Source organism: Alteraurantiacibacter aquimixticola (assembly GCF_004965515.1).
Classification (GTDB): Bacteria; Pseudomonadota; Alphaproteobacteria; order Sphingomonadales; family Sphingomonadaceae; genus Alteraurantiacibacter; species Alteraurantiacibacter aquimixticola.
Map to the genome: position 1 here is coordinate 914,742 of NZ_SSHH01000002.1, position 24,625 is coordinate 939,366.

Annotated in this window: 16 protein-coding genes; 8 read left to right on the forward strand and 8 right to left on the reverse strand. The window is 64.9% G+C overall.

All coding sequences use genetic code 11. The features are described 5' to 3' along the window. Positions 1-22 precede the first annotated feature (22 nt). Genes gcvPB through E5222_RS10860 form a run of 5 tightly spaced genes read right to left on the reverse strand, consistent with a single transcriptional unit; the run spans position 23 to position 6,858 of the window. Positions 23-1,588, reverse strand: a complete 1,566-nt coding sequence (gene gcvPB, locus E5222_RS10840; RefSeq protein ID WP_136693753.1) for an aminomethyl-transferring glycine dehydrogenase subunit GcvPB — start codon at positions 1,586-1,588, stop codon at positions 23-25. Next, entirely contained in the window at positions 1,585-2,943 is a 1,359-nt protein-coding gene (gene gcvPA, locus E5222_RS10845) for an aminomethyl-transferring glycine dehydrogenase subunit GcvPA (RefSeq protein ID WP_136693754.1), read from the reverse strand. Before gcvPA ends, gcvPB begins: the two co-directional genes overlap by 4 nt. A 24-nt stretch (positions 2,944-2,967) precedes the next feature. After that, the gene (gcvH, locus tag E5222_RS10850; RefSeq protein ID WP_136693755.1) at positions 2,968-3,342 is read right to left on the reverse strand and encodes a glycine cleavage system protein GcvH; all 375 of its coding nucleotides are present in this window, start codon (positions 3,340-3,342) and stop codon (positions 2,968-2,970) included. Continuing rightward, on the reverse strand, positions 3,342-4,478 hold the full coding sequence (gene gcvT / locus E5222_RS10855) for a glycine cleavage system aminomethyltransferase GcvT (RefSeq protein ID WP_136693756.1): 1,137 nt from the start codon (positions 4,476-4,478) through the stop codon (positions 3,342-3,344). The genes gcvH and gcvT overlap by 1 nt, the downstream gene beginning before the upstream one ends. A 22-nt stretch (positions 4,479-4,500) precedes the next feature. Then, positions 4,501-6,858 carry a zinc-dependent metalloprotease gene (locus E5222_RS10860; RefSeq protein WP_246021690.1) on the reverse strand — a complete coding sequence of 786 codons (2,358 nt, stop codon included), beginning with the start codon at positions 6,856-6,858 and terminating at the stop codon, positions 4,501-4,503. 210 nt (positions 6,859-7,068) lie between these two features. Between E5222_RS10860 and E5222_RS10865 the strand changes: the two genes are divergently transcribed. The 7 genes from E5222_RS10865 to E5222_RS10895 all read left to right on the forward strand — a co-directional run bounded on the left by E5222_RS10865 (position 7,069) and on the right by E5222_RS10895 (position 19,655). Beyond that, positions 7,069-7,554 carry an Lrp/AsnC family transcriptional regulator gene (locus E5222_RS10865; protein ID WP_281276772.1) on the forward strand — a complete coding sequence of 162 codons (486 nt, stop codon included), beginning with the start codon at positions 7,069-7,071 and terminating at the stop codon, positions 7,552-7,554. A 242-nt stretch (positions 7,555-7,796) separates the two neighbouring features. Beyond that, positions 7,797-10,724, forward strand: coding sequence for a TonB-dependent receptor domain-containing protein (locus E5222_RS10870; RefSeq protein WP_246021694.1), 2,928 nt, complete (start codon positions 7,797-7,799; stop codon positions 10,722-10,724). Between the two features lie 47 nt (positions 10,725-10,771). Further along, positions 10,772-12,361: an amidohydrolase gene (locus tag E5222_RS10875; RefSeq protein WP_246021696.1), complete on the forward strand. Its 1,590-nt coding sequence runs from the start codon at positions 10,772-10,774 to the stop codon at positions 12,359-12,361. A gap of 514 nt (positions 12,362-12,875) precedes the next feature. Continuing rightward, the gene (locus tag E5222_RS10880) at positions 12,876-13,475 is read left to right on the forward strand and encodes a TetR/AcrR family transcriptional regulator (protein ID WP_246021697.1); all 600 of its coding nucleotides are present in this window, start codon (positions 12,876-12,878) and stop codon (positions 13,473-13,475) included. A gap of 279 nt (positions 13,476-13,754) precedes the next feature. Further along, the gene (locus E5222_RS10885; protein WP_425456248.1) at positions 13,755-15,008 is read left to right on the forward strand and encodes an efflux RND transporter periplasmic adaptor subunit; all 1,254 of its coding nucleotides are present in this window, start codon (positions 13,755-13,757) and stop codon (positions 15,006-15,008) included. Between the two features lie 37 nt (positions 15,009-15,045). After that, positions 15,046-18,234 carry an efflux RND transporter permease subunit gene (locus tag E5222_RS10890; protein ID WP_136693760.1) on the forward strand — a complete coding sequence of 1,063 codons (3,189 nt, stop codon included), beginning with the start codon at positions 15,046-15,048 and terminating at the stop codon, positions 18,232-18,234. An 8-nt stretch (positions 18,235-18,242) separates the two neighbouring features. Beyond that, positions 18,243-19,655: an efflux transporter outer membrane subunit gene (locus E5222_RS10895; RefSeq protein WP_136693761.1), complete on the forward strand. Its 1,413-nt coding sequence runs from the start codon at positions 18,243-18,245 to the stop codon at positions 19,653-19,655. On the opposite strand, the gene E5222_RS10900 is transcribed toward E5222_RS10895, so the two are convergent. Genes E5222_RS10900 through E5222_RS10910 form a run of 3 tightly spaced genes read right to left on the reverse strand, consistent with a single transcriptional unit; the run spans position 19,652 to position 23,749 of the window. Beyond that, positions 19,652-21,103: a PepSY-associated TM helix domain-containing protein gene (locus tag E5222_RS10900; RefSeq protein ID WP_246021700.1), complete on the reverse strand. Its 1,452-nt coding sequence runs from the start codon at positions 21,101-21,103 to the stop codon at positions 19,652-19,654. The two genes, E5222_RS10895 and E5222_RS10900, sit on opposite strands and share 4 nt — an antisense overlap. Then, complete coding sequence (locus E5222_RS10905; protein WP_136693763.1) at positions 21,100-21,639, reverse strand: hypothetical protein; 540 nt, start codon at positions 21,637-21,639, stop codon at positions 21,100-21,102. Before E5222_RS10905 ends, E5222_RS10900 begins: the two co-directional genes overlap by 4 nt. Before the next feature lies 1 nt (position 21,640). Beyond that, a complete protein-coding gene (locus E5222_RS10910; protein WP_136693764.1) occupies positions 21,641-23,749 on the reverse strand; it encodes a TonB-dependent siderophore receptor in 2,109 nt (702 codons plus the stop codon). Positions 23,750-24,242: 493 nt separating this feature from the next. On the opposite strand from E5222_RS10910, the gene E5222_RS10915 reads away from it, so the two are divergent. Then, positions 24,243-24,625, forward strand: a 383-nt coding sequence (locus E5222_RS10915; protein ID WP_136693765.1) for an aldehyde dehydrogenase family protein, incomplete at its 3' end; no start/stop codon positions are given.

Below are 24,625 nucleotides of genomic sequence, written 5' to 3' on the forward strand. Positions count from 1 at the left end.
CGCTGGCGATGCCGTGGACGGTCTACGCTTGCCCCGGTTCCTGCCACGTCAGCACGGGCGAGCGCGCGGCGCGGGCTTCGTCGAGGCGCTTGCGCGGGGCGTAGCGCGGGGCCTGTGTGAGCGACAAGTCGCCTGCCGCCGCCCGTTCCGCGATACTGTGCAGCGCGGCGATGAACTCGTCGAGGCCCGCCTTGCTCTCGCATTCGGTCGGCTCGACCAGCATCGCGCCGTGCACCACCAGCGGGAAATACATGGTCATCGGGTGGAAGCCCTCGTCGATCAGCGCCTTCGCGATGTCGAGCGTGGAGACGCCCTTGGCCAAGGTGCCGTCGCCGAACAAAGCCTCATGCATGCAGGGGCCCGAGGCGGCGAAAGGCGCTTCGAGCACGTCTTCCAGCTGGCGCAGCACGTAGTTGGCATTGAGCACCGCATCGCCCGACACCTGCCGCAAGCCATCCGCGCCGTGGCTGAGCATGTAAGCGAGCGCACGGGTGAACATGCCCATCTGGCCGTGGAAGGCGCTCATCCGTCCGAAGCTCTCAGGTAGGTCGTCACCCGCGCTTTCCTCCTCGACCAGCCGGTAGGAGCCGTCCTCATTGCGCAGCACCATGGGCAGCGGGGCGAAAGGCGCGAGCGCTTCGGACAGCACCACCGGGCCTGAGCCTGGGCCACCGCCGCCATGCGGGGTGGAGAAGGTCTTGTGCAGATTGATGTGCATCGCATCGACGCCAAGCTCGCCCGGCTTCACCCGCCCGACGATGGCGTTGAAGTTCGCGCCGTCGCAATAGACGTAGCCGCCTGCATCATGCAACGCATCGCAGATCGTCGCGATATCGCGCTCGAACAATCCGCAAGTGTTGGGGTTGGTGATCATCAGCCCCGCCACATCGGGGCCGAGCCTCCCGGTTAGCGCTTCGAGCGATATGCGCCCGTCGGGACCGGCCGGTATCGCCTCGACGCGGAAACCGGCGAAGGCGGCGGTCGCTGGATTGGTGCCATGCGCGCTTTCGGGAACGAGGATCACCTCGCGGCTTTCCCCGCGCGCTTCCAAAGCGGCGCGAATGCACAAGATACCGCACAACTCACCATGCGCGCCCGCCTTGGGGCTCATCGCCACGGCGGGCATGCCGGTTAGCGTGAGGAGCCAGGTGGCCAGCTCGTCGATCACCGCCAGCGCGCCCTGTACGGTGGTTTCTGGCTGTAGCGGGTGCAGGTCGGCAAAGCCGGGCAGGCGCGCGACCTTCTCATTCAGACGCGGATTGTGCTTCATCGTGCAGGAGCCGAGCGGGAATATCCCGCAATCGATCGCGTAGTTCTGGCGGCTCAGGCGAGTGTAATGACGGACGGTTTCGGGTTCGCTCAGGCCGGGCAGGCCGATCGGCGAAGTGCGAGCAAGACCGCCCAGCCGGTTGGTGGCGTCTGCGGCCGGATCGGGCAGGTCGACGCCGCAGGTCTCGCCATCGCCGATCTCGAAGATCAGCCGCTCTTCCAGCATCAGCGCGCGATTGCCGGTCACGGTTTCGCCCGCTTCGGCGCAGGGACCGGGATCGGGCATGGAGGGACGCCAGCCGGCAGGGTTCGCGTTCATGCCACTATCTCCTCGAGCGCGGAGGCAAGCGCCTCGATATCCTCCTCCGTCGTCGTCTCGGTCACCGCCACCAGCAGGCCGCGCGACAATGCATCGTCACCCGGATAGAGCCGCCCGAGCGAAACGCCCGCCAGAACGTCCTTCGCGGCAAGCTCGCGCACGACCTGGCGCGCATTGCGGTCGAGCACGAGGCAGAACTCATTGAAGAAGCTCTCGTTCAGCAAGCTCACGCCCGGCACCTGCGCCAACCGGTCGGCAGCGATGCAGGCGAGCCGGTGGTTCTCCGCCGCCAGCGCCCGCAGCCCGCGCTCGCCCAGCAAGGTCATGTGGATCGAGAAGGCGAGCGCGCAGAGGCCCGAATTGGTGCAGATATTGCTGGTCGCTTTTTCGCGGCGGATATGCTGTTCGCGCGTCGAGAGGGTGAGCACGAAGCCGCGCTTGCCATCGGCATCCACCGTCTCCCCGCAGACGCGCCCGGGCATTTGCCGCAAGTGCTTCTCGCGGCAAGCGAAGAGGCCGAGATAGGGGCCGCCGAATTGCAGACCGACGCCGAGCGCCTGGCCCTCGCCCACCACGATATCAGCACCCAGCTCTCCGGGTGACGCGATCGCACCCAGCGCCACCGGCTCGGTCACCACAGCCACAAGCATCGCGCCCTTCTCATGCGCTGCCTCGGCCAATGCAGCGAGATCCGGCAGGCGGCCTAGGATGTCGGGATACTGCACCAGTACGCAGCTGGTTTCCTCGTCGATCCGCGCGGCGAGCTCCGCAATCGCGCAATCGGGTGAGAGCGCGGGCGGCGCGTAGTCGATCCGGTCCTGCGTGAAGCGGGCCATGGTGGTGATGGAAGAGACGTAATGCGGGTGCAGCCCGTCCGCGATCACCGTCTTGTTCCGCTTGGTGATGCGGCGCGCCATGGTCACCGCCTCCCACGCGGCGGTCGAACCGTCATACATGGAGGCATTGGCGACCTCGCAGCCGAACAGGCGCGCGACCTGCGTCTGGAATTCGAACAGCATCTGCAGCGTGCCCTGCGCGATTTCGGGCTGGTAGGGCGTATAGGCGGTGAGGAATTCGCCGCGCTGGATCAGGTGGTCAACGCTGGCGGGAACATGGTGGCGATAGGCCCCCGCGCCAAGGAAGAAGGGCACGCTTCCGGCCGAGACATTGCGCCCGGCAAGGCGCTGCATATGCCGTTCGACCGCGAGTTCGGAGGCATGCGGCGGCAGCTCGGCAATCGGCTCGGTCAGCAGCGCATCGGCGGGAACGTCGCTGAACAGAGCATCCACGGAAGGCGCGCCGATAGCAGCGAGCATCTCCGAACGGTCGCGGTCATGGAGGGGGAGGTAGCGCATCGTGCGGTGGCTTTCTGCTGGGAGCTAACCGAGATCGGCGACGAAGGCGCGGTATTCCTCCTCGCCCATCATGTCCTCGAGCTCGCCCGGATCGGCGAGTTCGACCTTGAAGAACCAGCCCTCCCCCTCGGCTGCGCTGTTGACCAGCGCCGGGTCCTCCTCGATCGCATTATTGGCTTCGCTGACGGTGCCCGAGACCGGGCTGTAGACGTCCGATGCCGCCTTCACCGATTCCACCACCGCGGCCTCCTTCCCCTTGGCGAGTTCAGTGCCGACAGCGGGCACCTCGACAAACACGATATCGCCGAGCTGGGACTGGGCGTGGTCGGTAATGCCGACCGTCGCGAGGCTCCCCTCCACCTCGATCCATTCGTGTTCCTGGGTGAAATAGCGAGTCATCAAGCGGCTCCTGCGCGGTGGTAGTTATGGGGGACGAAAGGCATGGGGGTGACGCGCGCGGGCAGGCGGCGGCCGCGCACTTCCACTTCCAGCGCGGTTCCGGGTGCGGCGAGGGCGGCATCGACATAGGCCATGGCGATCGGGTGGCCGAGCGAAGGGGCAAAGCCGCCCGAGGTGACCTGGCCGACTATGGTATCGCTATTGAGGACGGGCGAGCCCTCTCGTGCGGGCATGCGCCCTTCCAGCGCCAGGCCGACACGCAAGGCGGGCGGCCCTTCTTCGAGCAATCGCATGATGCGGGCATGGCCGGGGAAACCGCCTTCCGCGCGCCGCCGTTTCGATATCGCGAAAGCGAGGCCCGCGCTGACCGGATCGGTCCTGGTCGTCAGGTCATGGCCATAGAGCGGCAGGCCCGCCTCGAGCCGCAAGCTGTCGCGCGCGCCCAATCCCACGGGGCGAGCCCGCTCGTCGGCCACCAGCGCATCGGCCAAGGCTTCGGCCATGGTGGCGGGCAGCGAAATCTCGAACCCGTCTTCTCCGGTATAGCCCGAGCGGGCGACCTGTAGCGGCGCACCTTGCCATTCGGTCCGAACGGACTGCATGAAACCGATCTGCGCGTCGATACCAGGCAGTACATCGTCGAGCACGGCCGCCGCTTCCGGGCCCTGCAGCGCCAGCAGCGCCAGATTGCGGTGATATGTTATGGCGACGGCCTGCGGCAGACATGCACGCAAGTGCGCGATATCCTCGCCCTTCATCGCACCGTTGACGACCAGTCCGAAAGCCTCACCCCCATCGGTTGGCAGGGCTGTCACGATGAGATCGTCGAGGATTCCGCCATCCTCCGCCAGCAGCAGAGAATAGCGCATGCGGCCCGGAGCCAGCGCGGCGAGATCGGCGGGGATCAGGCTTTCCAGCGCCTCGCGCGCGCCTTCGCCCGCGATGGTGACCTGTCCCATATGGCTCACGTCGAACAGGCCCGCATGGCTGCGTGTCCATTCGTGCTCGGCCATGATGCCTTCGTACTGGATCGGCATGGAATAGCCCGCAAAGGGGACCATGCGCGCGCCAAGGGCGATGTGCCAACTATCGAGCGGGAGCTTGACGGGGCTTTCGGCGGGCGGCTGTTCTGCCATTGTCCGTTCCTTCGTCGCGCCCTCAGTCATCGAACCAGCCGCCGAAGCCGCCGATTGGCATTCCGGGAGGGATCTCCGGCACCGCCTCATCAGCTGAGAGCAGCGGGGCGAGCTTGTCCGGATCGAGCAGCAGCCCGCCGACATAGGCGGCCCAGTCGCCATCCGCGCCGCGTCCGCCGCGGGCGAGTTCTTCGCCCAACGCGGAGACGCGGCTGTCGAGGATGGCGGCAACCCCCGGAGAGATATCCTCGCTGCGCTGCGTCTCTGCCAGGGCCATCACCGTGCGCCAGGCCACCCGGCGTCCGACCTCCCCCGACCGCTGGCGGATCGCGCTTTCGATCAGGCTGTCCACGAGCTCCGCCGCGCCGGGAAGCGCAGCATTGCGGCGGTGCTGTTCCTCCAGCCGCGTCAGGCGGTCGCGAGCAAGGAGCGAGTCCAGCGTGATCTGCGCGGCAACATCGGCGGCGACCAGCGGATCGAAGGCAGCGGCCCCGGCATTGCGGAAGACTTCGGTGTTGAATTGCGGATCGGGCAGCCGCGTCACCGGGACGGAGAGAAGCGGCACCAGCCGGTCGGGCACGGTCAGTCGCTCGGCCGACAGCGTATCGAGCATCAGGTCGATCGCGGCGCGCTGCGTCGCTGCGGGGAAAGGCGCGGGCAGCGGGTGGTTGTCGCCGCGCACCTTGTACTCATAGTCAAGCCCGCCGATCAGCTTGCCCGCCGCATCGACATCGTAGCGGTGCAACAGCCAGATCGGCACGAATTTGCGCCGTAGATTGGACAGAGGCTCGCCCGGCAGCAGCACCTGCTCGCCGAAATTGGCCAGCGCCACTTCGCGTACCGCCAGGATATGTTCGAGGGCGCCGAGAGGCTCCGGACCGTCATCCCACATGCTGGCAAGTGCGCCAGGGTCGGCCGGATCGCGGCCGTCGATATCGCTCAGGAAAGCGAGCCCCGCCTCCTCCGCCGCCAGCGCCTTGGCATCGGCATGGGCTTCGGGGTCGAGACCGGGGGCGGGATCGCCATAAAGCCAGTCGACCGAGAAATCGTCCCACGCCCCGCCGCCGGGGGCATAGGCGTCGGACAGGTCGATCCGTCCGTCCACCAGCCCGATGCGCGGGGCGGGGTAATCCATCACCGTGCTGCGATCCTGCGTGCTGCCGGCGAAATTGTGCATGAAGCCGATCGCGTGACCCACCTCATGCGCAGCCAGCTGGCGGATGCGCGCGAGCGCCGCCTCGACCGGATCGTTGGGGTCACCGGTCCCGTTCTGCGCTGTTCCCACAAGTCCTTCGAAAATGGCGATATCCTGCCGCACGCGCAGCGCACCGAGCACAACATTACCTTTGAGAATTTCCCCCGTGCGCGGATCGCGAATGCCGCCGCCATAGGACCAGCCGCGCGTCAGCCGGTTGGTCCAGTTGACCACATTGTAGCGGACGTCGAGCGGGTCCGCCCCCTCGGGCAGCAGCTCGGCGCGGAAGGCATCGATGAAGCCCGCGCGTTCGAAGGCGGGTGCCCAGAAATTGACGCCTTCGATCAGCGCGGTGCGCACCGGCTCGGGCGCGGCGGGATCGATGTAGAAGACGATCGGGTTGCGCACGGTCGACCGCTCCGCCTGCGGGTCGGTCTTCTCAAGCCGGAAGCGCGAGGCGAGCTGGACCGCCACCGGTTCGCCCAGCTCCGCGCCGAAATCGTAGATCACCGGGCCGGAGACGGGCGCGCGGGGATCGACTTGCCGCATGACAAAGCCGTCCTCGGGCAGCGCGATGAAGCTCTGGTGGACGATGAAGCTCAACTGGCGCGGTTCGGTCGACAGCTGGAATATCTCGCGGCCCGGATTGCCGGTGGTGAAGGTCTGCACAACGTCTACTTCGACATTGCGCGGAAAGGCGCGGAGCGAGGCGGTATCGACGCCCGAAAGGCCGGCATCGTGGCGATAGTCGCCGCCGCTGTCGAGTGCGCCCGCAATGTCGATCGAGTCCCGTGTCAGGAACGGGGTCATATCCACCACCAGCCCATCCGCGCCATCGTCCGAGAGGACCGGCAGCATGGCAGCGACGGTGAAGGGAAAGCTCTCCCTGCCACCCGTCTCGGTCATGGCATCGCCGGTGGCGCGGAAGGAGGGGTTCTCGAAGACCGCCGCAATGTTGGGGCCAATGCGGCGGAAGCAGAGCAATTGCTCGTTCCCCAGCATGCCGCGATCGAGGCGCATATTGGGCGAACCCAGCCCGCTACGCAGCGAGGTGGCATAGATATAGCAGCCCAACTTCCCGTCTTCATCGGCGAGCGGGAGCGTGAAATGGACCTGGCCTGCGCTCGCATCGGCCTCCGCATCGAACATCGCCGCCTCGCCCTGCGCCCATGCGGTAGTGGGCAAGAGAGCAAAGGAGCATACCGAAATCGTCAGTGCAGCAAGTGCCCGCGAACCCCGTCCCACTGTGGTCATTATGCTACGCCCCCGCTCCGATTTCCGTTTCCACTTTGGAATATCATCGAAGGCTTTTCATTTCCGGGGAAACATGAAACGTATTCATGAAGCTATTGACGTTTTTCAGCAAAAATCAGGGGAAAAGGTTTGAAATCAGAAGTGCACTCTCTGGATCGCACCGATTTGCGAGTCCTTCGCGCCCTGGTCGACAATGGACGCGCCGCCGACGTGGCATTGGGTGAGCAGGTCAACCTGTCCAGCACGGCCGTGGCACGGCGCCGCCGCATCCTGGAAGAGGCCGGGGTCATCACCGGCTATGGCGCCAAGCTCGACCAGACGCGGCTCGGCTATTCGATCACCGTGCTGGTGCTGATCGAGCTCAGTTCTCAAGAGGAAAGTAAACTGGTCGAGTTCGAGGAGGCGGTGCTGTCCTGCCCCTCCATGTCATTCTGCAGCTTCATTTCGGGCGAGAACGACTTCATGATGATGATCAATGTGCGATCGTTCGACCATTACGATTCCGTCTATCGCAGCGAGCTCTCCAAGCTTCCCTATGTCGCCAAGATCCGCAGCAGCTTCCTGATGCGCGAAGTCTCACAGAGGCGAATCGCGCCCATTGTCCTCGAAGATCGGCTTGGCCAGTAAGGATTCCGTGATCGCATCGGCCATTCAGGTTTGAAATCCTGCACCAATCGCGAAGTATGGTTTGGATATCGCCAAAATGCGACAGATCGATGGCAAAGTTTCGTGATTATGTAAGTGCGATTTGAACTATAAATTCTCTCAAGGCACGGGAAGGGCAATCATCGGTCGCAAATCGCGGTTGCCCCGAAAGAATGCCTCTTGATGGGGAGGATCGACACACCTGCAAATGAGGGGGTTGATCCATGCAATCGACAGCACGAAACCAGCTTGGCGGCGGGGAGGCCGTCTCTTTCTATCGCCGCCGCCTGATGGCCGGAGCCGCCATCTTCCTCGGTTCCTTTTCCGCCATTCCAACCGTCGCAATGGCGCAGGAGGCACCCGCCGCCGCAGCCGAAAGTGATGACGACGAGGACACGATCCTCATCACCGGCTCGCGCATCCTTCGCGACGGTTCCGAAGCGCCCACACCGGTCAGCGTCATCAGCAGCGCGGAAATCAATGCCGAGGCGCCGGCGAACATCGCCGACTTCGTGAACACGCTCCCCTCGGTCAATGGCAGCCAGACCCCCATCTCGAACTCGGGTAGCCTGTCCAACGGACAATCGGGCATCAGCGCGCTCAACCTGCGCAGCCTGGGCCAGGCCCGCACGCTGGTGCTGCTCGATGGACAACGCTCGGTCGGATCGACCTCCAGCGGGCTTGTCGACATCAACACCTTCCCGCAGGCACTCATCGAGCGGGTTGAGGTCGTCACCGGGGGCGCGTCCTCCGTCTATGGTTCCGATGCTGTCGCCGGCGTGGTGAACTTCATCCTCAAAAAGGATTTCACCGGGGTCGAGGCGAGCTACGAATATGGCGTCACCACCTATTCGGACGTTCCCAACCACCTGGTGCAGCTGACCGGCGGGACCGACTTCGCAGACGGTCGCGGCCACATTGTGGTGAGCGGCGAATATTTCCACCAAACGGGTGAACCCCGCAACGATCGGGACTGGAACCAGTCCGGCTATTTCCAGATCGAAAACCCGGCCTATACGCCCACCAACGGGCTGCCGGCGCGCATCGTCCAGTCGGGAATCGGGTCTTCGAACTTCACCCCGGGCGGCCTGATTGTCAGCGGCCCGTTCCAGGGCACCTATTTCGGCACGACCGACCTCGGCACTGGCCTCGCATCACTTGGCCAGCTCAATTACGGTCAGGTATCCGGCCAGTGGATGATCGGCGGCGATTACGAATATGCCAGCCTTGGCCATGCCGGTTCCAACTCGCTCGCCAATGACGAAGAGCGTATCGGGATCTTCGGACGGGCGAGCTACGAGTTCTCACCGGCATTGGAGATCTTCGCGCAAGCCTCCTACAACCGGTTCGAAGGCGAGAGCTTCTACCAGCAGACGCCGACGACCAATTACACCATCCAGATGGACAATGCGTTCCTGCCGCCCGAATTCGTGGCCATGGTCGATGCCTATAATGCCGGACTTGGGCCGGGAGAGGATCCGATCACCTCGATCACGATCGGCACCTCCAATGCCGGCGTTTCCGCAGCAGGCGGCAGCAATACGCGCGAAGTGACCCGCTTCGTGGCCGGCGCCAAAGGGTTCTTCGGCGTTGGCGGCGTGGACGTCGACTGGGACCTGTATTTCCAGCATGGCGAAACCAGCACCGATGAAATGCTGGTCAACACCTGGCAGGTCGCCCGCATCGATGCGATGACGGACGCTGTCTATGACGGCGCGAATATCGTCTGCCGCGTGAATGTGGATGCCGATCCCAGCAATGACCTGCCGGGCTGTATCCCGATCAACCGCATCGGCGTGGGCGGAGTGACGCAGGAAGCGCTCGACTTCCTGTTCGAGGTTTTCCCCTCGCGCCAGCAGGAGATCAAGCAGGACGTCTTCGCGATCAACTTCTCGACCAACGACCTGTTCAGCACCTGGGCAGGCCCAGTATCTTTCGCCATCGGCGGCGAATATCGCGAGGATTCGGTCGACGGCTATGTCGACCCGATCAACTTCGAACGCTTCCTCTACGGCAATTACCGCGTCACCACCGGCGGCGTGAAAGTGAAGGAAGCCTATGCCGAAGCGCTGGTGCCGCTAGGCCTGGGTCTGGAGTTCAACGGTGCGGTGCGCCTGACCGACTACAGCCTCTCGGGCACGGTCACGACGTGGAAGGCCGGCCTGATCTGGCAGCCGATCGACGACATCCGATTGCGCGGTACCTTGTCTCGCGACATCCGCGCGCCCAACCTGCTGGAGCTGTTCGATGCGGGTACGGCCCGTACCAACTCGGTCAACGTCCCGCTTCCGGGTGGCGGTGTGCGGGCGGAACAGTTCGTCCAGAACCTGACGGGCAATACCATGCTCGATCCCGAAACGGCGGAGACGCTGGGCCTCGGCGTGATCTTCACGCCCGATTTCCTGCCCGGCTTCACGGCCTCTGTCGACTATTTCGACATCGACATCACGGGCGCGATTTCCTTCGTCAGCGCGCAGCAGACGATCGACCTGTGCTTCGACCTGAACCAGCAGGAATTCTGCGACAACATCAACTACGTGCCGGGATCCACGACCGATATCGACACGATCGATCTCAGTCCGGTGAACTTCTCCAGCCAGACGACGCGCGGCTTCGATTTCGAGGCGAGCTATCGTGCGCCAGTCGGGCCGGGCATGCTGACGCTGCGTGGGCTGGCGACCTACACTATCGAGAACGTTACCGATAACGGGTTCGAAGGCGGCATCGACGACAGCGCCGGGGTCAACTGGAGTGGCATCCCCAGCCTCGTTTACCGCGTCTCGGCAGGCTACGCCTTCGAGAGCGGCTTCTCGGTCATCCTGGTGGGCCGTGGCTTCGGCGATGGCGTCTATGACAACGACTTCATCGAATGCGCCAGCGGGTGCCCGGCAGACGATCCGGTCGCGCATACGATCAACGAGAACGATATCGACGGCATCCTCTATGTCGATACGAACTTCACTTACGACTTCACGCTGGCCGGCGTGGAAGCGCAGGCCCTGTTCTCGGTCAAGAACGTGTTCGATCGCGATCCGGTGCTGGTGGGCAACGGGCCGAGTGGCAACAACACCCCTGCCTATCCGCAAACCTCTCGCGGACTTTACGACACGCTGGGCCGGACGTTCCGCCTCGGCCTGAACGTCCGTTACTGAACCAGGCCAACTGGTCCCTTCACGCGATGAACAAGGAACGAAAACAGATGAAACGCTTCAGTTCACGGGCCCTTCCGGTCGCATCCGCACTGGCCATGATGGTCGCCGCTCCGGCGGCGGCCGAACCTACGGAGGAAATGCGCGCGGCAGCAATTACCGGCGTCGATGACAGGGCCGAGCTGGTCCAGGAGATGGTCGATTCCATCTTCAGCTTCGCGGAACCTGGCTTCCAGGAATTCCAGACGCAGGCCTATGTCACGCAAATCCTCGAAGCCAACGGCTTCACCATCGAACTTGGTTCGGCAGGCATCCCGAGCGCTTGGACAGCCACCTGGACGCATGGGCAAGGTGGCCCCAAGATCGGGCTAGGCAGCGATGTCGACGCCCTGCTCGGCCTCAGCCAGGTGCCCGGTGTAGGGGAAGTCACACCCCAGATCCCCGGTGCACCTGGTCATGGGGAAGGTCATAATTCCGGCATGGCCGTGATGGTCGCCGCCGCGCTGGCGGTGAAGGACATCATGGAGGCAGAGGATATTCCCGGCACGCTGATGATCTGGCCTGGCATTGCCGAGGAATTGCTGGCGACCAAGGCCTTCTTCGTGCGTGAGGGCATGTTCGACGGGGTGGATGCCAACATCTTCACCCATGTCAGCCGGGATTTCTCCACCAGCTATGGCCGCGGGCGCGGCAATGGCATGGTCTCCGTCGAATATACTTTCCACGGCAAGACCTCCCACGGTGCAGGCGCGCCCTGGGCCGGGCGCAGCGCGCTCGACGGGGTGGAACTGATGAACATCGCGTGGAACATGCGGCGCGAACACCTGCCGATCACGCAGCGCTCCCACTACGTCATCACCAATGGCGGCGGGCAGCCCAACATCGTGCCGGGCGAGGCTTCCGTCTGGTACTATTTCCGCGACCATACGTTCGAGGGGATCCGCGAGCTCTACGACATCGGCAACACGATTTCGGAGGCCGCCGCCGCCGCCACCGGCACCACCGTTGAACGCCGCACGCTCGGCTATGCCGCGCCGCAATGGGCAAACAAGCCGATGGCAGAAGCCGCTTTCGCCAATATCCAGGCGGTCGGCATGCCCGAGTGGACCGAGGAAGATCAGGCCTTCGCCCTCATGCTGCAGGAGACCAACGAACTGGATGTGGAGCCGCTCGTCACAGAGATCGAGGAGATGGAGGCGGATGAGGAGTTCACTCCCACCGGCGGCGGCTCGGACGATATCGGCGACATCATGTGGACCGTGCCCACCATCACCATCCGCTTCCCTTCCAACGTGCCCAGCATGATCGGCCACAACGTCACCGCCGCCATGGCGATGGCAACCCCGATCGCGCACAAGGGCGCTGTGGCAGGAGCCAAGGCGGTGGCGCTGACCACGCTCGACCTACTGACCACGCCCGAACTGCTCGCCGAAGCCAAGCGCTACCAGGAGGAAGTGCAGTTCGCCGAAGACACCTATGCCCCAGTACTGAGCGAGGAGGACATGCCCGGCATCCATCTCAATACCGAGATCATGGCGCGCATGCGGCCGCAAATGCAGGAATATTACTACGATCCCGAGCGCTATGACAGCTATCTGGAACAGCTGGGCATCGCCTATCCCACGGGAGCGACGGAGTGATGCGGCAGCGGATCCCATTGCCGCAATAAGCCTGCGGCAAGGCCGGCAAGACCAGCTCCATACCGCCGGAATTCGCCGATTTTGCACAACAGGAACGCGAGAGGATGAGGGCGTCGCCCAAGCGCTGTAATGCGCGGGCGGCGCCCCTTCCCTATCACCCTCCAACAGGCACTTGCATCACCCTGACAGGGTAGCTTGTTCGGGGGAACACAGCCTGACCACTACGTGCGGGCGACTATCCGCGCCCATTTCCTTATTGAGACGATGCTCCTCGAGGACGGCCGGGTCCGGCTGGCCAGTGAATACCTGGAGGAGATATCGACATGAGCGGCTTCGACGATTTGGACCTTCTGGATAGGGAGGACGACCTCGACGCCTTTCTGCCGCGGCGAGCAGTTCCGTCGTTCCTCGTGCTCCGCACGCTACCTCCCGTCACGCAAGTCTCGGAGCAAAGACGAGAAATCACATGGCAGGGCTGGACCCGGCCCCTCCATCACATTATATACCGCTTGATATGGAAAAGCTTGCCACGAGAGGACGCCCCCGGGAATTCGACGTCGACCAGGCGCTGGCGGCGGCTTTGAGCGTGTTCTGGACCAAGGGATATGAAGGCGCGTCGCTGACCGATCTTACCGAGGCGATGGGGATCACCCGGCCCAGCCTCTATGCCGCGTTCGGCAACAAGGAAGAACTCTTCAAGCAGGCGCTCGACCTCTATGAGAGCGAGAAGCTGAGCTATGTGAAGGGCGCGCTGGAAGCACCGACAGCGCGCGGCGTGGTCGAACGGTTCCTCGAAGGTGCGATCGGCAACGTGGCCGGTGGCAGCTGCCGTGGCTGCCTTGGCGTTATCGCTTCGGTGAATTGCAGCAATCCGGATTCGCCGATCCGGGCCGAAGTTCTCGCCCGCGCCGAATCATCGCGCGCCGCAATCCGGCAGCGCATGCAGCGCGCCATCGATGAGGGGGACTTCCTGGTCCCGGTCGATGCGGAAGCGATCACGCGCTACATGACCACCGTCATGCAGGGCCTGTCGGTCCAGGCAAGCGCCGGCGCGAGCGTGGAAGAACTGCAGGAGGTCGCGAAGGCCGCTTTGGCAATGTGGCCGAGCAAATAATTCGCCTTCCAAGCGGCTGATTTTGCTGCGCCGCAAAAAAATATATCGGGCGGTATGAAATTATCGCTTGACCTGAACCTCACATTACATACTTATCGGTACAGAAGGCTGAGGGGGACGAGTCCCATCGGTCATTCGCGTACTTGGCCTGCCTGAGCAGGACCAGGAAGCATCACTATTCGCGCAAACTGCCGCGGGAGCACCACGCTTCCGGGAACGGTGGTCTACGCCCTCGATCAATCATCCGGACGCGGAGCCGGGAACATGCAGGGAAATGCCATGACGGAGATGACGCCCATCACTGCCGACGATGTGGACCACGAGGTCGGCGACCGCCCGCAAAGACGCAATTGGCTCAGCAGGCCCGTCCTGGCCATCCTGGCAGGGCTGCTCACAGCCGGGGCTGCCTTTTTCCTTCTCAACAGCGACGACGCCCCCGCCGCCGCACTGCCCTCCCCCGTGGTGACCATTGCCACGCCGATCGAGCGCGAGGTGACGATGTGGGACGATTATATCGGCCGCTTCGAGGCAAGCCGCAGCGTCGAGCTGAAACCCCGCGTTTCGGGTGAGATCACCGCGGTCCATTTCCGCGACGGCCAGTTCGTCCGCCAGGGCCAGCCGCTCTTCACCATCGACCCCCGCCCCTATCGCGCCGCGCTGGCCGAGGCGCAGGCGGGCGTCGCCACCGCACGCAGCGACCTCGCGCTGGCGCAGAGCGACCTCGACCGCGCGCTGCGCCTGGTCGAAGAGGACGCCGTCGCGCAGAGCGAGATCGACACGCTGCGCGCAAGGGTGAATGCCGCCAATGCCAGCCTTGCGGCGGCACAGGCGCGCGTTGCCTCGCGCTCGCTCGATGCCGGTTTCACCACTGTGCGCGCGCCGATATCCGGCCGCATCTCGGACCGCCGGATCGACCCGGGCAACCAGGTCGCGGCAGGTTCGACGCTGCTGACCACGATCAATGCGATCGACCCGCTCTATTTCACTTTCGACGGTTCGGAAGGCCTGTTCCTCAAGGCGCGCCGCGAAGGCGTGGATCGTGGGACCGAGGTGCAGATCCGCCTGCAGGACGAGGCCGACTACCAGTGGACCGGCACGCTCGACTTCACCGATAACGGCCTCGACGCGCGCTCCGGCACGATCCGCGCCCGCGCTGTGATCGCCAATCCGGAAGGTTTCCTGACCCCCGGCATGTTCGGCAATATGCGCCTTGCCAGCGGTGGCACCACCCTGGCCCTGCTGGTGCCCGATACCGCCATCGTCACCGACCAGACGCGCAAGCTGCTGCTGGTCGTGGACGAGGAAGGAACGGTTGCCACCAAGGAAGTCGAACTCGGGCCGGTGGCCGATGGGCTGCGCGTGATCCGGTCGGGCATTGCCAAGACGGACCGCGTCATCATCAGCGGCACGCAGCTCGCCTTCCCCGGCGCGACGGTCACCACCAGGCCGGGCACCATCGCGCCCGCGCAGGAGGCGGCAGCACGCCCCGATGTCGAGCCGCTGCCCGCTTCCGCAATCACCATCGGCAACTGAGCGCCGCACCCCTTACCCCCAGACAGGGACAAAACCGATGCGCCTTTCCCGCTTCTTCATCGACCGGCCGATCTTCGCCGCCGTGATCGCCATCGTGATCACGCTGGTCGGCGCGATCTCCTACTTCTTCCTGCCGGTGAGCCAGTACCCCGAAGTGGTGCCCCCCACGGTGACCGTCTCCGCCGTCTATCCCGGCGCATCGGCCGAAACCGTGGCCGATACGGTCGCCAACCCGATCGAGCAGGAGATCAACGGCGTCGACGGCATGCTCTATCTCTCCAGCCAGTCCACCGGCGACGGGCGGGTCACGATCACCGTCACTTTCGAGCCGGGCACCGACCTCGACGAGGCGCAGGTGCTGGTACAGAACCGTGTCGCCATCGCCGAACCGCGCCTGCCGGAAGAAGTGCGGCGGCTCGGCATCGTGACGCTGAAGACCACGCCGGACTTCCTGCTGGTCATCAACCTTATCTCGCCCGACCAGTCGCTCAGCCGCGAATATATGTCGAACTATGCGCAAACGCGGATCCAGGACCGGCTGGCACGCATCGAAGGCGTGGGTGACGTGCAGCTGTTCGGCCAGCGTGAGCTTGCCATGCGCGTATGGATCGATCCGGGCCGCGCGGCGGCGCTGGACCTGACGGCGGGCGATATCGTCTCCGCCCTGCGCGCGCAGAATGTGCAGGTCGCCGCCGGTACGTTGGGCCAGCCGCCCAGCCCGGGCAGCGCCTTCCAGTTGAATGTCGAGACGCAGGGCCGCTTCACCGACCCATCGCAATTCGCCGACGTGGTCATCCGTACCGACAGCGATGGCCGGCAGGTGCGCGTGGGCGACGTTGCCCGCGTGGAGATCGGCGCGGACAATTACAGCACCTCCGCCTATCTCAGCGACCAGGAATCGGTAATCATCCCCGTCCTGCAGGAGCCCGGCTCCAATGCGCTCGCCTCGGCCGGGGAAGTCCAGTCGCTGATGGAGGAACTCTCCGCCGATTTCCCCGCCGGCCTCGAATACCGCATCGTCTACAACCCCACCGAATTCATCCAGAAGTCGATCGACGAGGTTATCAAGACGCTGGTCGAAGCCATCATCCTGGTGGTGCTGGTGATCGTTGTGTTCCTGCAGAAATGGCGCGCCTCGATCATTCCCGTGCTGGCGATCCCCGTGTCGCTGGTGGGGACCTTCGCCGTGCTTGCCATGCTGGGATTTTCGATCAACAACCTATCCCTGTTCGGGTTGGTGCTGGCGATCGGCATCGTGGTGGACGACGCGATCGTCGTGGTCGAGAATGTCGAGCGTAACCTTGAGCAGGGCATGACCCCGCTGGAGGCCGCGCGCACTTCGATGGATGAAGTCGGCGCCGCGCTGATCGCGATCGTGCTGGTGCTGTGCGCCGTCTTCGTGCCCACGCTGTTCATCGGTGGGCTCTCGGGCGCCTTCTACCAGCAATTCGCCGTCACCATTTCGACCGCGACGGTGATCTCGCTGATCGTGTCGCTCACGCTGTCGCCCGCCCTCTCCGCCATCCTGCTGCGCCCGCATGAGCATGTGCGAGAGGATGCGCCGCGCTGGCGTCGCGTCATCGAGGAAGCGGGCGACCGCTTCAATCGCGGTTTCGAGCGTTTCAGCGACGGCTATGGCCGCTGGACCGCGCGGCTGGTGGCGATGCCCCGGCGGCTGACGCTGGCCTATGCAGCCCTGATCGCCATGACCGGCGCGGCACTCTACGCGACGCCGACGGGGTTCATCCCGCAGCAGGACCAGGGCTATTTCCTTACCGTGATCCAGCTCCCGCCGGGCAGTGCAACCTCGCGCACCGACGAGGTGATGCAGGAAGTGGCCGAACGCATGCTCCCGATTGAGGGCATCACCGGCTCCGTCATGCTCTCCGGCTTTGACGGGACGTCCGAGACCCAGTCCGCCAGCGCCGCCGCCGCATACTGGGTGCTCGACGATTTCGAGGAACGTGCGGGCAAGGGCCAGACCATCGATGCACTGATCGCCGAAGCGCAGGCGGCCACCGCCGACATCAACGAGGCGCGCCTGATGATCGTCAAGCCGCCGATCATTCGCGGCATCGGTTCGGCCGGTGGTTTCCGCATGATGATCGAGGACAAGAATGGCGAAGGCTATCGCGCGCTGCAGCAAGTGGCCAATGCCTCCATCGCCCAGGCGAACCAGCAGCAGGGCCTGGCCGGGGTCTACACCTTCTTCGATACCGGGACGCCGCGCGTGCGCGCCGATATCGACCGCGACAAGGCGCAGATACTCGGCGTGCCGCCCTCGCGCGTATTCGAGACGCTGCAGGTCTATCTCGGCAGCACCTTCATCAACGACTTCAACCTGCTGGGCCGCACCTATCGTGTGACCGCGCAGGCCGATGCGCCCTTCCGTGAAAGCGCGGCGGACATAGCCAATCTGCAGACCCGTTCGGACAACGGTGCGATGGTGCCGATCGGATCGATCGCGACGCTGAGCGACACCACCGGCCCCTACCGCGTCACCCGCTACAACCTCGCCCCCGCCGTAGCGGTGGACGGCGATACCGCGCCCGGCTTCTCCACCGGCCAGTCACTGACGACGATGGAGAATGTCGCCGCCGAAACGCTGCCGCGCGGCTACGATTTCGAATGGACCGGCATCGCCTACCAGCAGGATACGGCGGGCAATACGGCCGCACTGGTCTTCGGCCTTGCCGTGCTGCTCGTCTTCCTGGTGCTGGCGGCGCAATATGAAAGCCTGGTCATGCCGCTATCGATCATCCTGATCGTGCCGATGTGCCTGCTCGCCGCGATGATCGGGGTGAACCTGATGGGGATGGACAACAACGTCCTCACCCAGATCGGCCTGATCGTGCTGATCGCGCTGGCGGCGAAGAACGCGATCCTGATCGTGGAGTTCGCGCGGCAGGGCGAGCTGGAAGGAATGAGCCCGGCGGAGGCGGCGGTCCATGCCGCCCGCGCCCGCCTGCGGCCAATCCTGATGACCAGCTTCGCCTTCATCCTCGGCTCCGTGCCGCTGGTGATCGCGACCGGCGCGGGTGCGGAACTGCGGCAGGCGCTGGGCACGGCAGTGTGCTTCGGCATGCTGGGTGTGACCGGCTTCGGCCTCATCTTCACTCCCACCTTCTACGTCGTCAGCCGCGCATTGGGCGATCGCCTGGCGCAGCTGCGGCGGCGTGGAAGCGGCGACAATGACAGCCATGCCGCGCTTCAGCCGGCGGAATAGGTGCAGCCATGATCACGAACCGCATCCTCCTTTCATCGCTTTCCGCGCTCGCCCTTTCGGGGTGCGCGGCGGGGCCGGACTATGTCACCCCCCACTCGTCACCCCCGACGGCGTCCGGCCCCTTCATTTCCGCAGACGACCCGGCCTTCGCCGCCGCGCCGCTGCCCGCCCACTGGTGGCGGCTCTATGACGATCCCGTGCTGGACGGGCTGGTGGAGGAGGCGCTGGCCGCCAATACCGATATCCGCCAGGCCCTTGCCCGGATCGATCGCGCCCGCGCAGGCCTGCGCGGCGCGAATGCCGGGCGCCTGCCGCAGACAGGTATCTCCGCCGGATCGAATTATGGCCGCGTTCCTGAAACGCAGGTCGCGCCGGGCGCCGACCGCGACGGCTGGACGCATGATGCCGGGCTGAGCGTCGCCTATGAAGTGGACCTCTTCGGCCGCGTCGGGCGCGGTATCGAAGCGGCACGAGCCGACCTTGCCGCCAGTCAGGCCGATGCCGATGCGGTGCGGGTGATCGTGGTGGCGGAAACCACCCGCGCCTATGCCGATGCAGCATCGGGCGCGGCACGTTTGCGCGTGGCCGAAGATATCGTTGCCCTGCTCGACCGTTCGCTGGCCCTCACCGAAAGGCGGCACGATGCCGGGCTTTCGAGCGGGCTCGACGTGGCCCGCGTCGCCGCTTTGCGTGACCAGCGCGCGGCGGAGATCCCTTCGCTACAGGCCGGACGCAATGCAGCGCTTTTCCGCCTTGCCACGCTGACCGGCCGCGCGCCGTCGGAACTGCCCGCCATTGCCGGGGAGCGCAGCATAGCGCTTGAGGTGGAACAAGCGATACCCGTCGGCGACGGGGCGCAGCTGCTCGCCCGCCGGCCCGATATCCGCGCGGCCGAAAGGCAGTTGGCGGCGAATACGGCACGGATAGGGGTGGCCACCGCTGACCTCTATCCGCGCATCACGCTAGGCGCTTCCATCGGCGCGACCGGGCCGAGCCTGGGCGACCTCTTCACCGGCGGTCCGCTGCGCTGGCTGGCGGGATCGCTGATCGACTGGGCCTTCCCCAATCAGGAACCCGCCCGCGCGCGCATTGCAGCGGCGGAGGCGGAGACGCAGCAGGCGCTCGCCGCTTTTGACGGCACGGTCCTGTCCGCCTTGGGCGAGACCGAGACGGCGCTGTCCAATTACAGCAATGCGCTGGAACGCCGCCGCGTTCTTTCCTCCGCACGCGAACAGGCAGAGCGCGCCGCCCGCATCACCCGGGCACAACAGCGCGAGGGCGCGATCAACTCGCTCGAACAGCTCGACGCCGAACGCACACTGGCCGAAGCCACAGCGCAACTCGCCGCGCAGGATGCTGCGGTTTCCAGCGCGCAGATCGACCTGTTCCGGGCACTGGGCGGCGGCTGGGAGAACAGCTAGGCCGCGAGCGCAGCGGTGTCGCGCAACTTCGGCCGCCAGATGATGAGGCCGATGATCGCTATCGCTACATCGAGCAAGAGGTTCTCTATCGGAGCGTTCCAGAACCATGTGGCGTGAACAAGGGCGCTCACCAACATGGCAATGCCGAGAGCACGGCGGACCAAGTCGTCCGCCATGCTTGAAGGCCGCAGGACAGCAACAAGCAGGCCGGCGATCAACAGCCCCCAGAAGCTGGCCACCAAGGGCACGTCCGGCCCGCCAAGGAAGCGCAGCCAGGCCATGGCCAGCAATGCCAGCGGAATGCCCCAGATCGTAACCGTCCAGGCTGCGGCCATCCGCTCGGTCGGCAGGCCCTTGCGGCGGCGCTTGCGCAGCCACAGCGTCGTGCCGGTCGAGGTGATGACGCACAGCGCCAGGCCGAAGGCGATATAGGCCAGTTCCACGGGAAGCCCGGCATAGTTGCCGAAGTGGAGGTTGTAGGTCGAGGCAGCTGCCTGCCGCCCGATTTCGCCGTCCGAAGTGCCGACCTTGCCGAGATAGTCGCCCGCGCCGTTGAAGCTGTAGACCTCGCCATAGATCAGGCGGCGCGGATGTTCGGCGATGATCTGGACGAACTGGCCTTCGGTCATCGGGTCGTGGACCACGACATAGGTCGGGAAGGTTTCGGGGAAACGCTCCGCCACCGTCTCCATTGCGCGGGCGATGTTGGCCATCGGCGCAGACGTGGGATCGTGCTCGGGCTCGTCGCCGAAGATGGTGGAGTAGACCCGATCGAGATCGCTATCCGTATGGGCGTAGGCCAGCGTGCCAGCGCCAGTATAGCTGAGGCCGATGAAAGCGCCTGTCAGGGAGATCGCCAGCGCGAAAGGCAGCGTCCAGACGCCCAGCCGGTTGTGCCAGTCCGCGCGCGCCAGTTGCGGATCGTGGCGCGAGCGGAGGCGGAAGGCGTCCTTGAATATCTTCGGATGGGCCAGAACGCCCGTCACCAGCAGGGCGGCAAGCACCACACCCAGCACGCCGACCAGGATCATGCCCCACACGATCGGCAGCGTCAGGTTGATATGCAGCGCGGCGACGAATTCGGTCCAAGTATGCGCCTCCCGGCCGACCACTTCGCCCTCACCGTCGACATACCAGGCCTTGTTGTCGGTGGTGACGACTGCGCGAGGCAGGTCCTCGGTCGGCATGCGGATATAGAGATGCTCGGTCGCAGGGGCCTCGCTCTCTCGTGCGAGCACATTGGGGATGGAAGCCTGCGCCGCCTCGGGCGAGAGCACGATGCTCTCGGCGATATTCGGCTGCTCCCAGCGCTGCCACTTCTCCAGCACGACCACCATCGTTCCGGTGAGCGCGATGAGATAGATCAGCGCACCCGCCAGCAGGCCGAGCGCGGCGTGACCCGACAAGGCGCGCTGGACGAGGGTCTGGTCCTTGGCGGCAGCACTCATGCGAAGATCCATAGCAATGCGCCCAGCGCCGCGATGAGCAAGGGCGGTTTGATCATGTCAACCGGGCCGCGCTGGCACATCTGCCAGGCCATCAGGCCCGTCCAGACGATCGGCTGCACCATGAAAGCGGTAGCGACCGAATTGGCTTCCAGCGGCGCATCGCCCTTCATCAATGCGTTCAGGGTAAAGGCGAACCATTGTGCGGCGAGGAAGGACACCGGCACCACCAGCAGGAAGACGAGCAGGCGGCGTCCGATCGCTGCGCCGTCAGAAGTCAGTGCAATCGCCGGGTCCTTGGCATCGCGCCTCGCCCGCGCTGGAGAAACGGCAGCGGCGTAGAGCACCGGCACCAGCGCCGCACCTATCGCGAGGGTGAAACCCACCGCGACGCCCCAGGCTCCCTCCAGCACGCCCAACCAGACGAGCGAGACCGCGCCCAGCGCCCAACCGGCATAGGCCAGGCGGCGGTCGCCGCCCCAGCCCGCGCGCAGCAGCGCCACGGCGGGAAGGAGCAGCAAGAGGGGGAGCGCGATCACCTCAGAAGCCGACGCTGATCGTACCGATGATCGAACGCGGCGCGCCGTAATAGCTCTGCTCGTAAGTCAGCGAGGACAGGTAGCGTGCATTGGTCACATTGCGCACATTCACGGACAGCCCGATATTGTCCGACACGTCGTAACGCGCCATCAGGTCGAGCAGCGCATAGCCGCCCTGCTCGATGCGGATTGGATCGCCGGTCGTCACCGACACGCTGCCGGGTTCGAAGTAGAAGTCGCTCTGATATTGCAGCGATGCGCCCAGCTTCAGCGCCGCGAGCGCTTGGGGCGACCACACGGCGTTGAAGCGAGCGGTGCGGCGCGGAACGAAGGTGCGCGCCGGCTCCCCATCCTCACCGCGGACGCGCATGGCGGAGAAGCCGCCCGTCAGCTGCAGGCCTTCGACCGGGCTTCCGGCGATCTCGAACTCGACGCCTTCGGACTTCGCATCGACACCGGCATAGATCGAGCGGCCGAGATCCGCATCGAAGCCCGCCGCTTCGGCGGTGTTCTTCTGGTTGGCGCGGAAGACGGCAGCGCTGGCAAACAGACGACCACCCATCCATTCGCCCTTCAAGCCCGCCTCGATATTGTCGCCCGTGACCGGATCGAGCAACTGATTGTCGGCATCGAATTCGGTCTGCGGGTTGAAGATCGTCGCATAGCTTGCGTAGGCTGAAATCGACGGCGTCAGTTCCAGTGTAGCGCCGATGAAGGGCAGGAACTTGCTCTCGTCGAAATCCTGCGGCGCGCCATAGGACACACCTTCGCTGCTGGCATGCGAATAGCTGCCGCCGACCATGATCTTGAAGGCGTCCGCCGGATTGAGGCGGACGAGACCGTAGATGCTCTCTCGCACGGAATCGATGGTGAGGCTTTCTTCAAGCTCCGGGAAGTCGGGGCGCGGGAAAGTGCCGTCGAACAGTTCGGACAGGGGCACGGAGAGGCCGACAACCGAGTAGTCGTAGGCCGATGACTGCACGTACTCCTGGTCGCCGCGCACCGCACCCAGCATCACGTCATGCTCCCGCCCGCCCACGGTGACTTTGCCGCCGATATGCGCGTCGAACGTCAGGTTGCGCGTCTCGCCGGAGAACTTGCCCGGGTAGCTGAAGATGCCGAGCCCGGTCTCGCGATCGGGATTGCCATAGACGTAGAACAGTTCGTCGGCCTCGCTCGCGGCGCGGCGCATTACGGTGGCGCGCACGAACCAGTTGTCGTCGATGTCGTGGGTGATGTCGCCGAAGATCTGCCGGTCGATCACGCCCCATCCCGCCCATTCGGGGCCGGTGCTGTCGGAGCGGTCGAATTCGACGCGCGTGCCATCGGTATAGGTGAGCGGCACGGCGCCCCATTGCGCGCCGCTGCTCTGGTGGTCCTGGTGCGCATAGCCGACGCTGACCACCGTATCCTCGCCCAGGTCGGCCTCGACAATACCGTAGCCGGTCCAGCGCTTGAGCTTGTAGCGGTCGAGATGGCTGTCCGTGTCGAGATAAGCTCCGACCCCGCGCGCACGCACGCTGCCGTCCGAGGTGATCGGCACGCTGACATCGGCGTCGAAACGCAAGTGATCGAAGGATCCGTATTGCGCGGCCGCACCCGCATCGAAGTCGCGATAGGGGCGCTTGCGCACGAAGTTGACCAATGCCGACGGGTTGCCGGTGGGCGAGAGCAGTCCCGGCGCGCCGCGCACAACCTCGATGCGGTCATAGATCGCGGTGTCGATCGAGCCGGTCTGGATGCCGAAAGCGAAGGGCAGGCCTACACCGTCGATCTGGAAGGTCTGGATGTCGAAGCCGCGCGCCGAGTAATAGACGCGGTCGGTTTCCGCGGCGAGAACGCTGACGCCAGGCACGGTGGTCAGCAGCTGGTTCACGTCGTTGAGCTGGAAATCCTCGATCTGCGCGCGGGTCACGACGCTGACCGATTGCGGCGTTTCCTTCTGGCTCAGCGGCAGGCGAAAGGCGGTGCGCTGTTCCTCTACCCCATAATCCTCGCGCCCTTCCGAGCGTACGCCCGTTACCACGATCTCGTCACGCGGCTGGTCATCGCTGGCAGCGACCGCACCTGCGGCGGCGGTGGCGAGAAGGAAGTGGGTAATCGGGTCCATCGATGCATCTCCAATCTGATTCGAGCGGCGCTCTAACAGATCGAATTGCTAATGCAACTGATTCTCATTAATATGTCTGGAAGGATGATTATGGAGAGTCGTTGACGGACTGGTGGAGCGGAATTGTTGAGCGGCTTCGAAGCCGGGCCTTTCCCGAGAGTGGTCGCTCAAGAAGGCTCACCATGACTTGGTGGCAGCGACCGCACCGAGCCCTTTCCGCTGGCAACCCACAAGGGCAGCACGCTGGTCAGGCCGGCTCCGGTCCGGGCTGCTGCAACAATGCATTGGCGAAGTCGCCGATCACGGTCCCGGCGCGCAGGTACTGGCCGAGCTCTGAGCTACTAACGACGCAGGAAATTGACCGGTCTTGCTGGTTTTGGACTGGAAGTGGTCCGCAAAAAGCCGTTATCCGGGGAAATGCAGACGAAGCCGGAGCAAGTGGGCTGAGCGCTCACTGGATACTGGAATAGCGACAAGCGAGAGGAACACACCCATGGAATTCACCCGCCTGAACCCGATGACCGGCGATGTCGCCTCCAGTGCCGAGGCAATGCAGCCGGGCGATATTCCCGCAATCGCCGCCAGGGCGCAGGCCGGTTTTGCCGAGTGGTCGAAGCTGGGCCCCAATGCCCACCGCGCGGTGTTGAACAAGGCCGCCGATGCGCTGATGGCGAAGAAGGACGATTTCGTCGCCGCGATGATGGGGGAAATCGGCGCGACGGCGGGCTGGGCCATGTTCAACCTGGGCCTGGCCGCCGGGATGGTCCGCGAAGCAGCAGCGATCACCACGCAGATTTCGGGCGAGGTTATCCCCTCCGATCACGAAGGCACCATCGCCATGGCCCTGCGCGAACCGGTGGGCGTGATGCTCGGCAT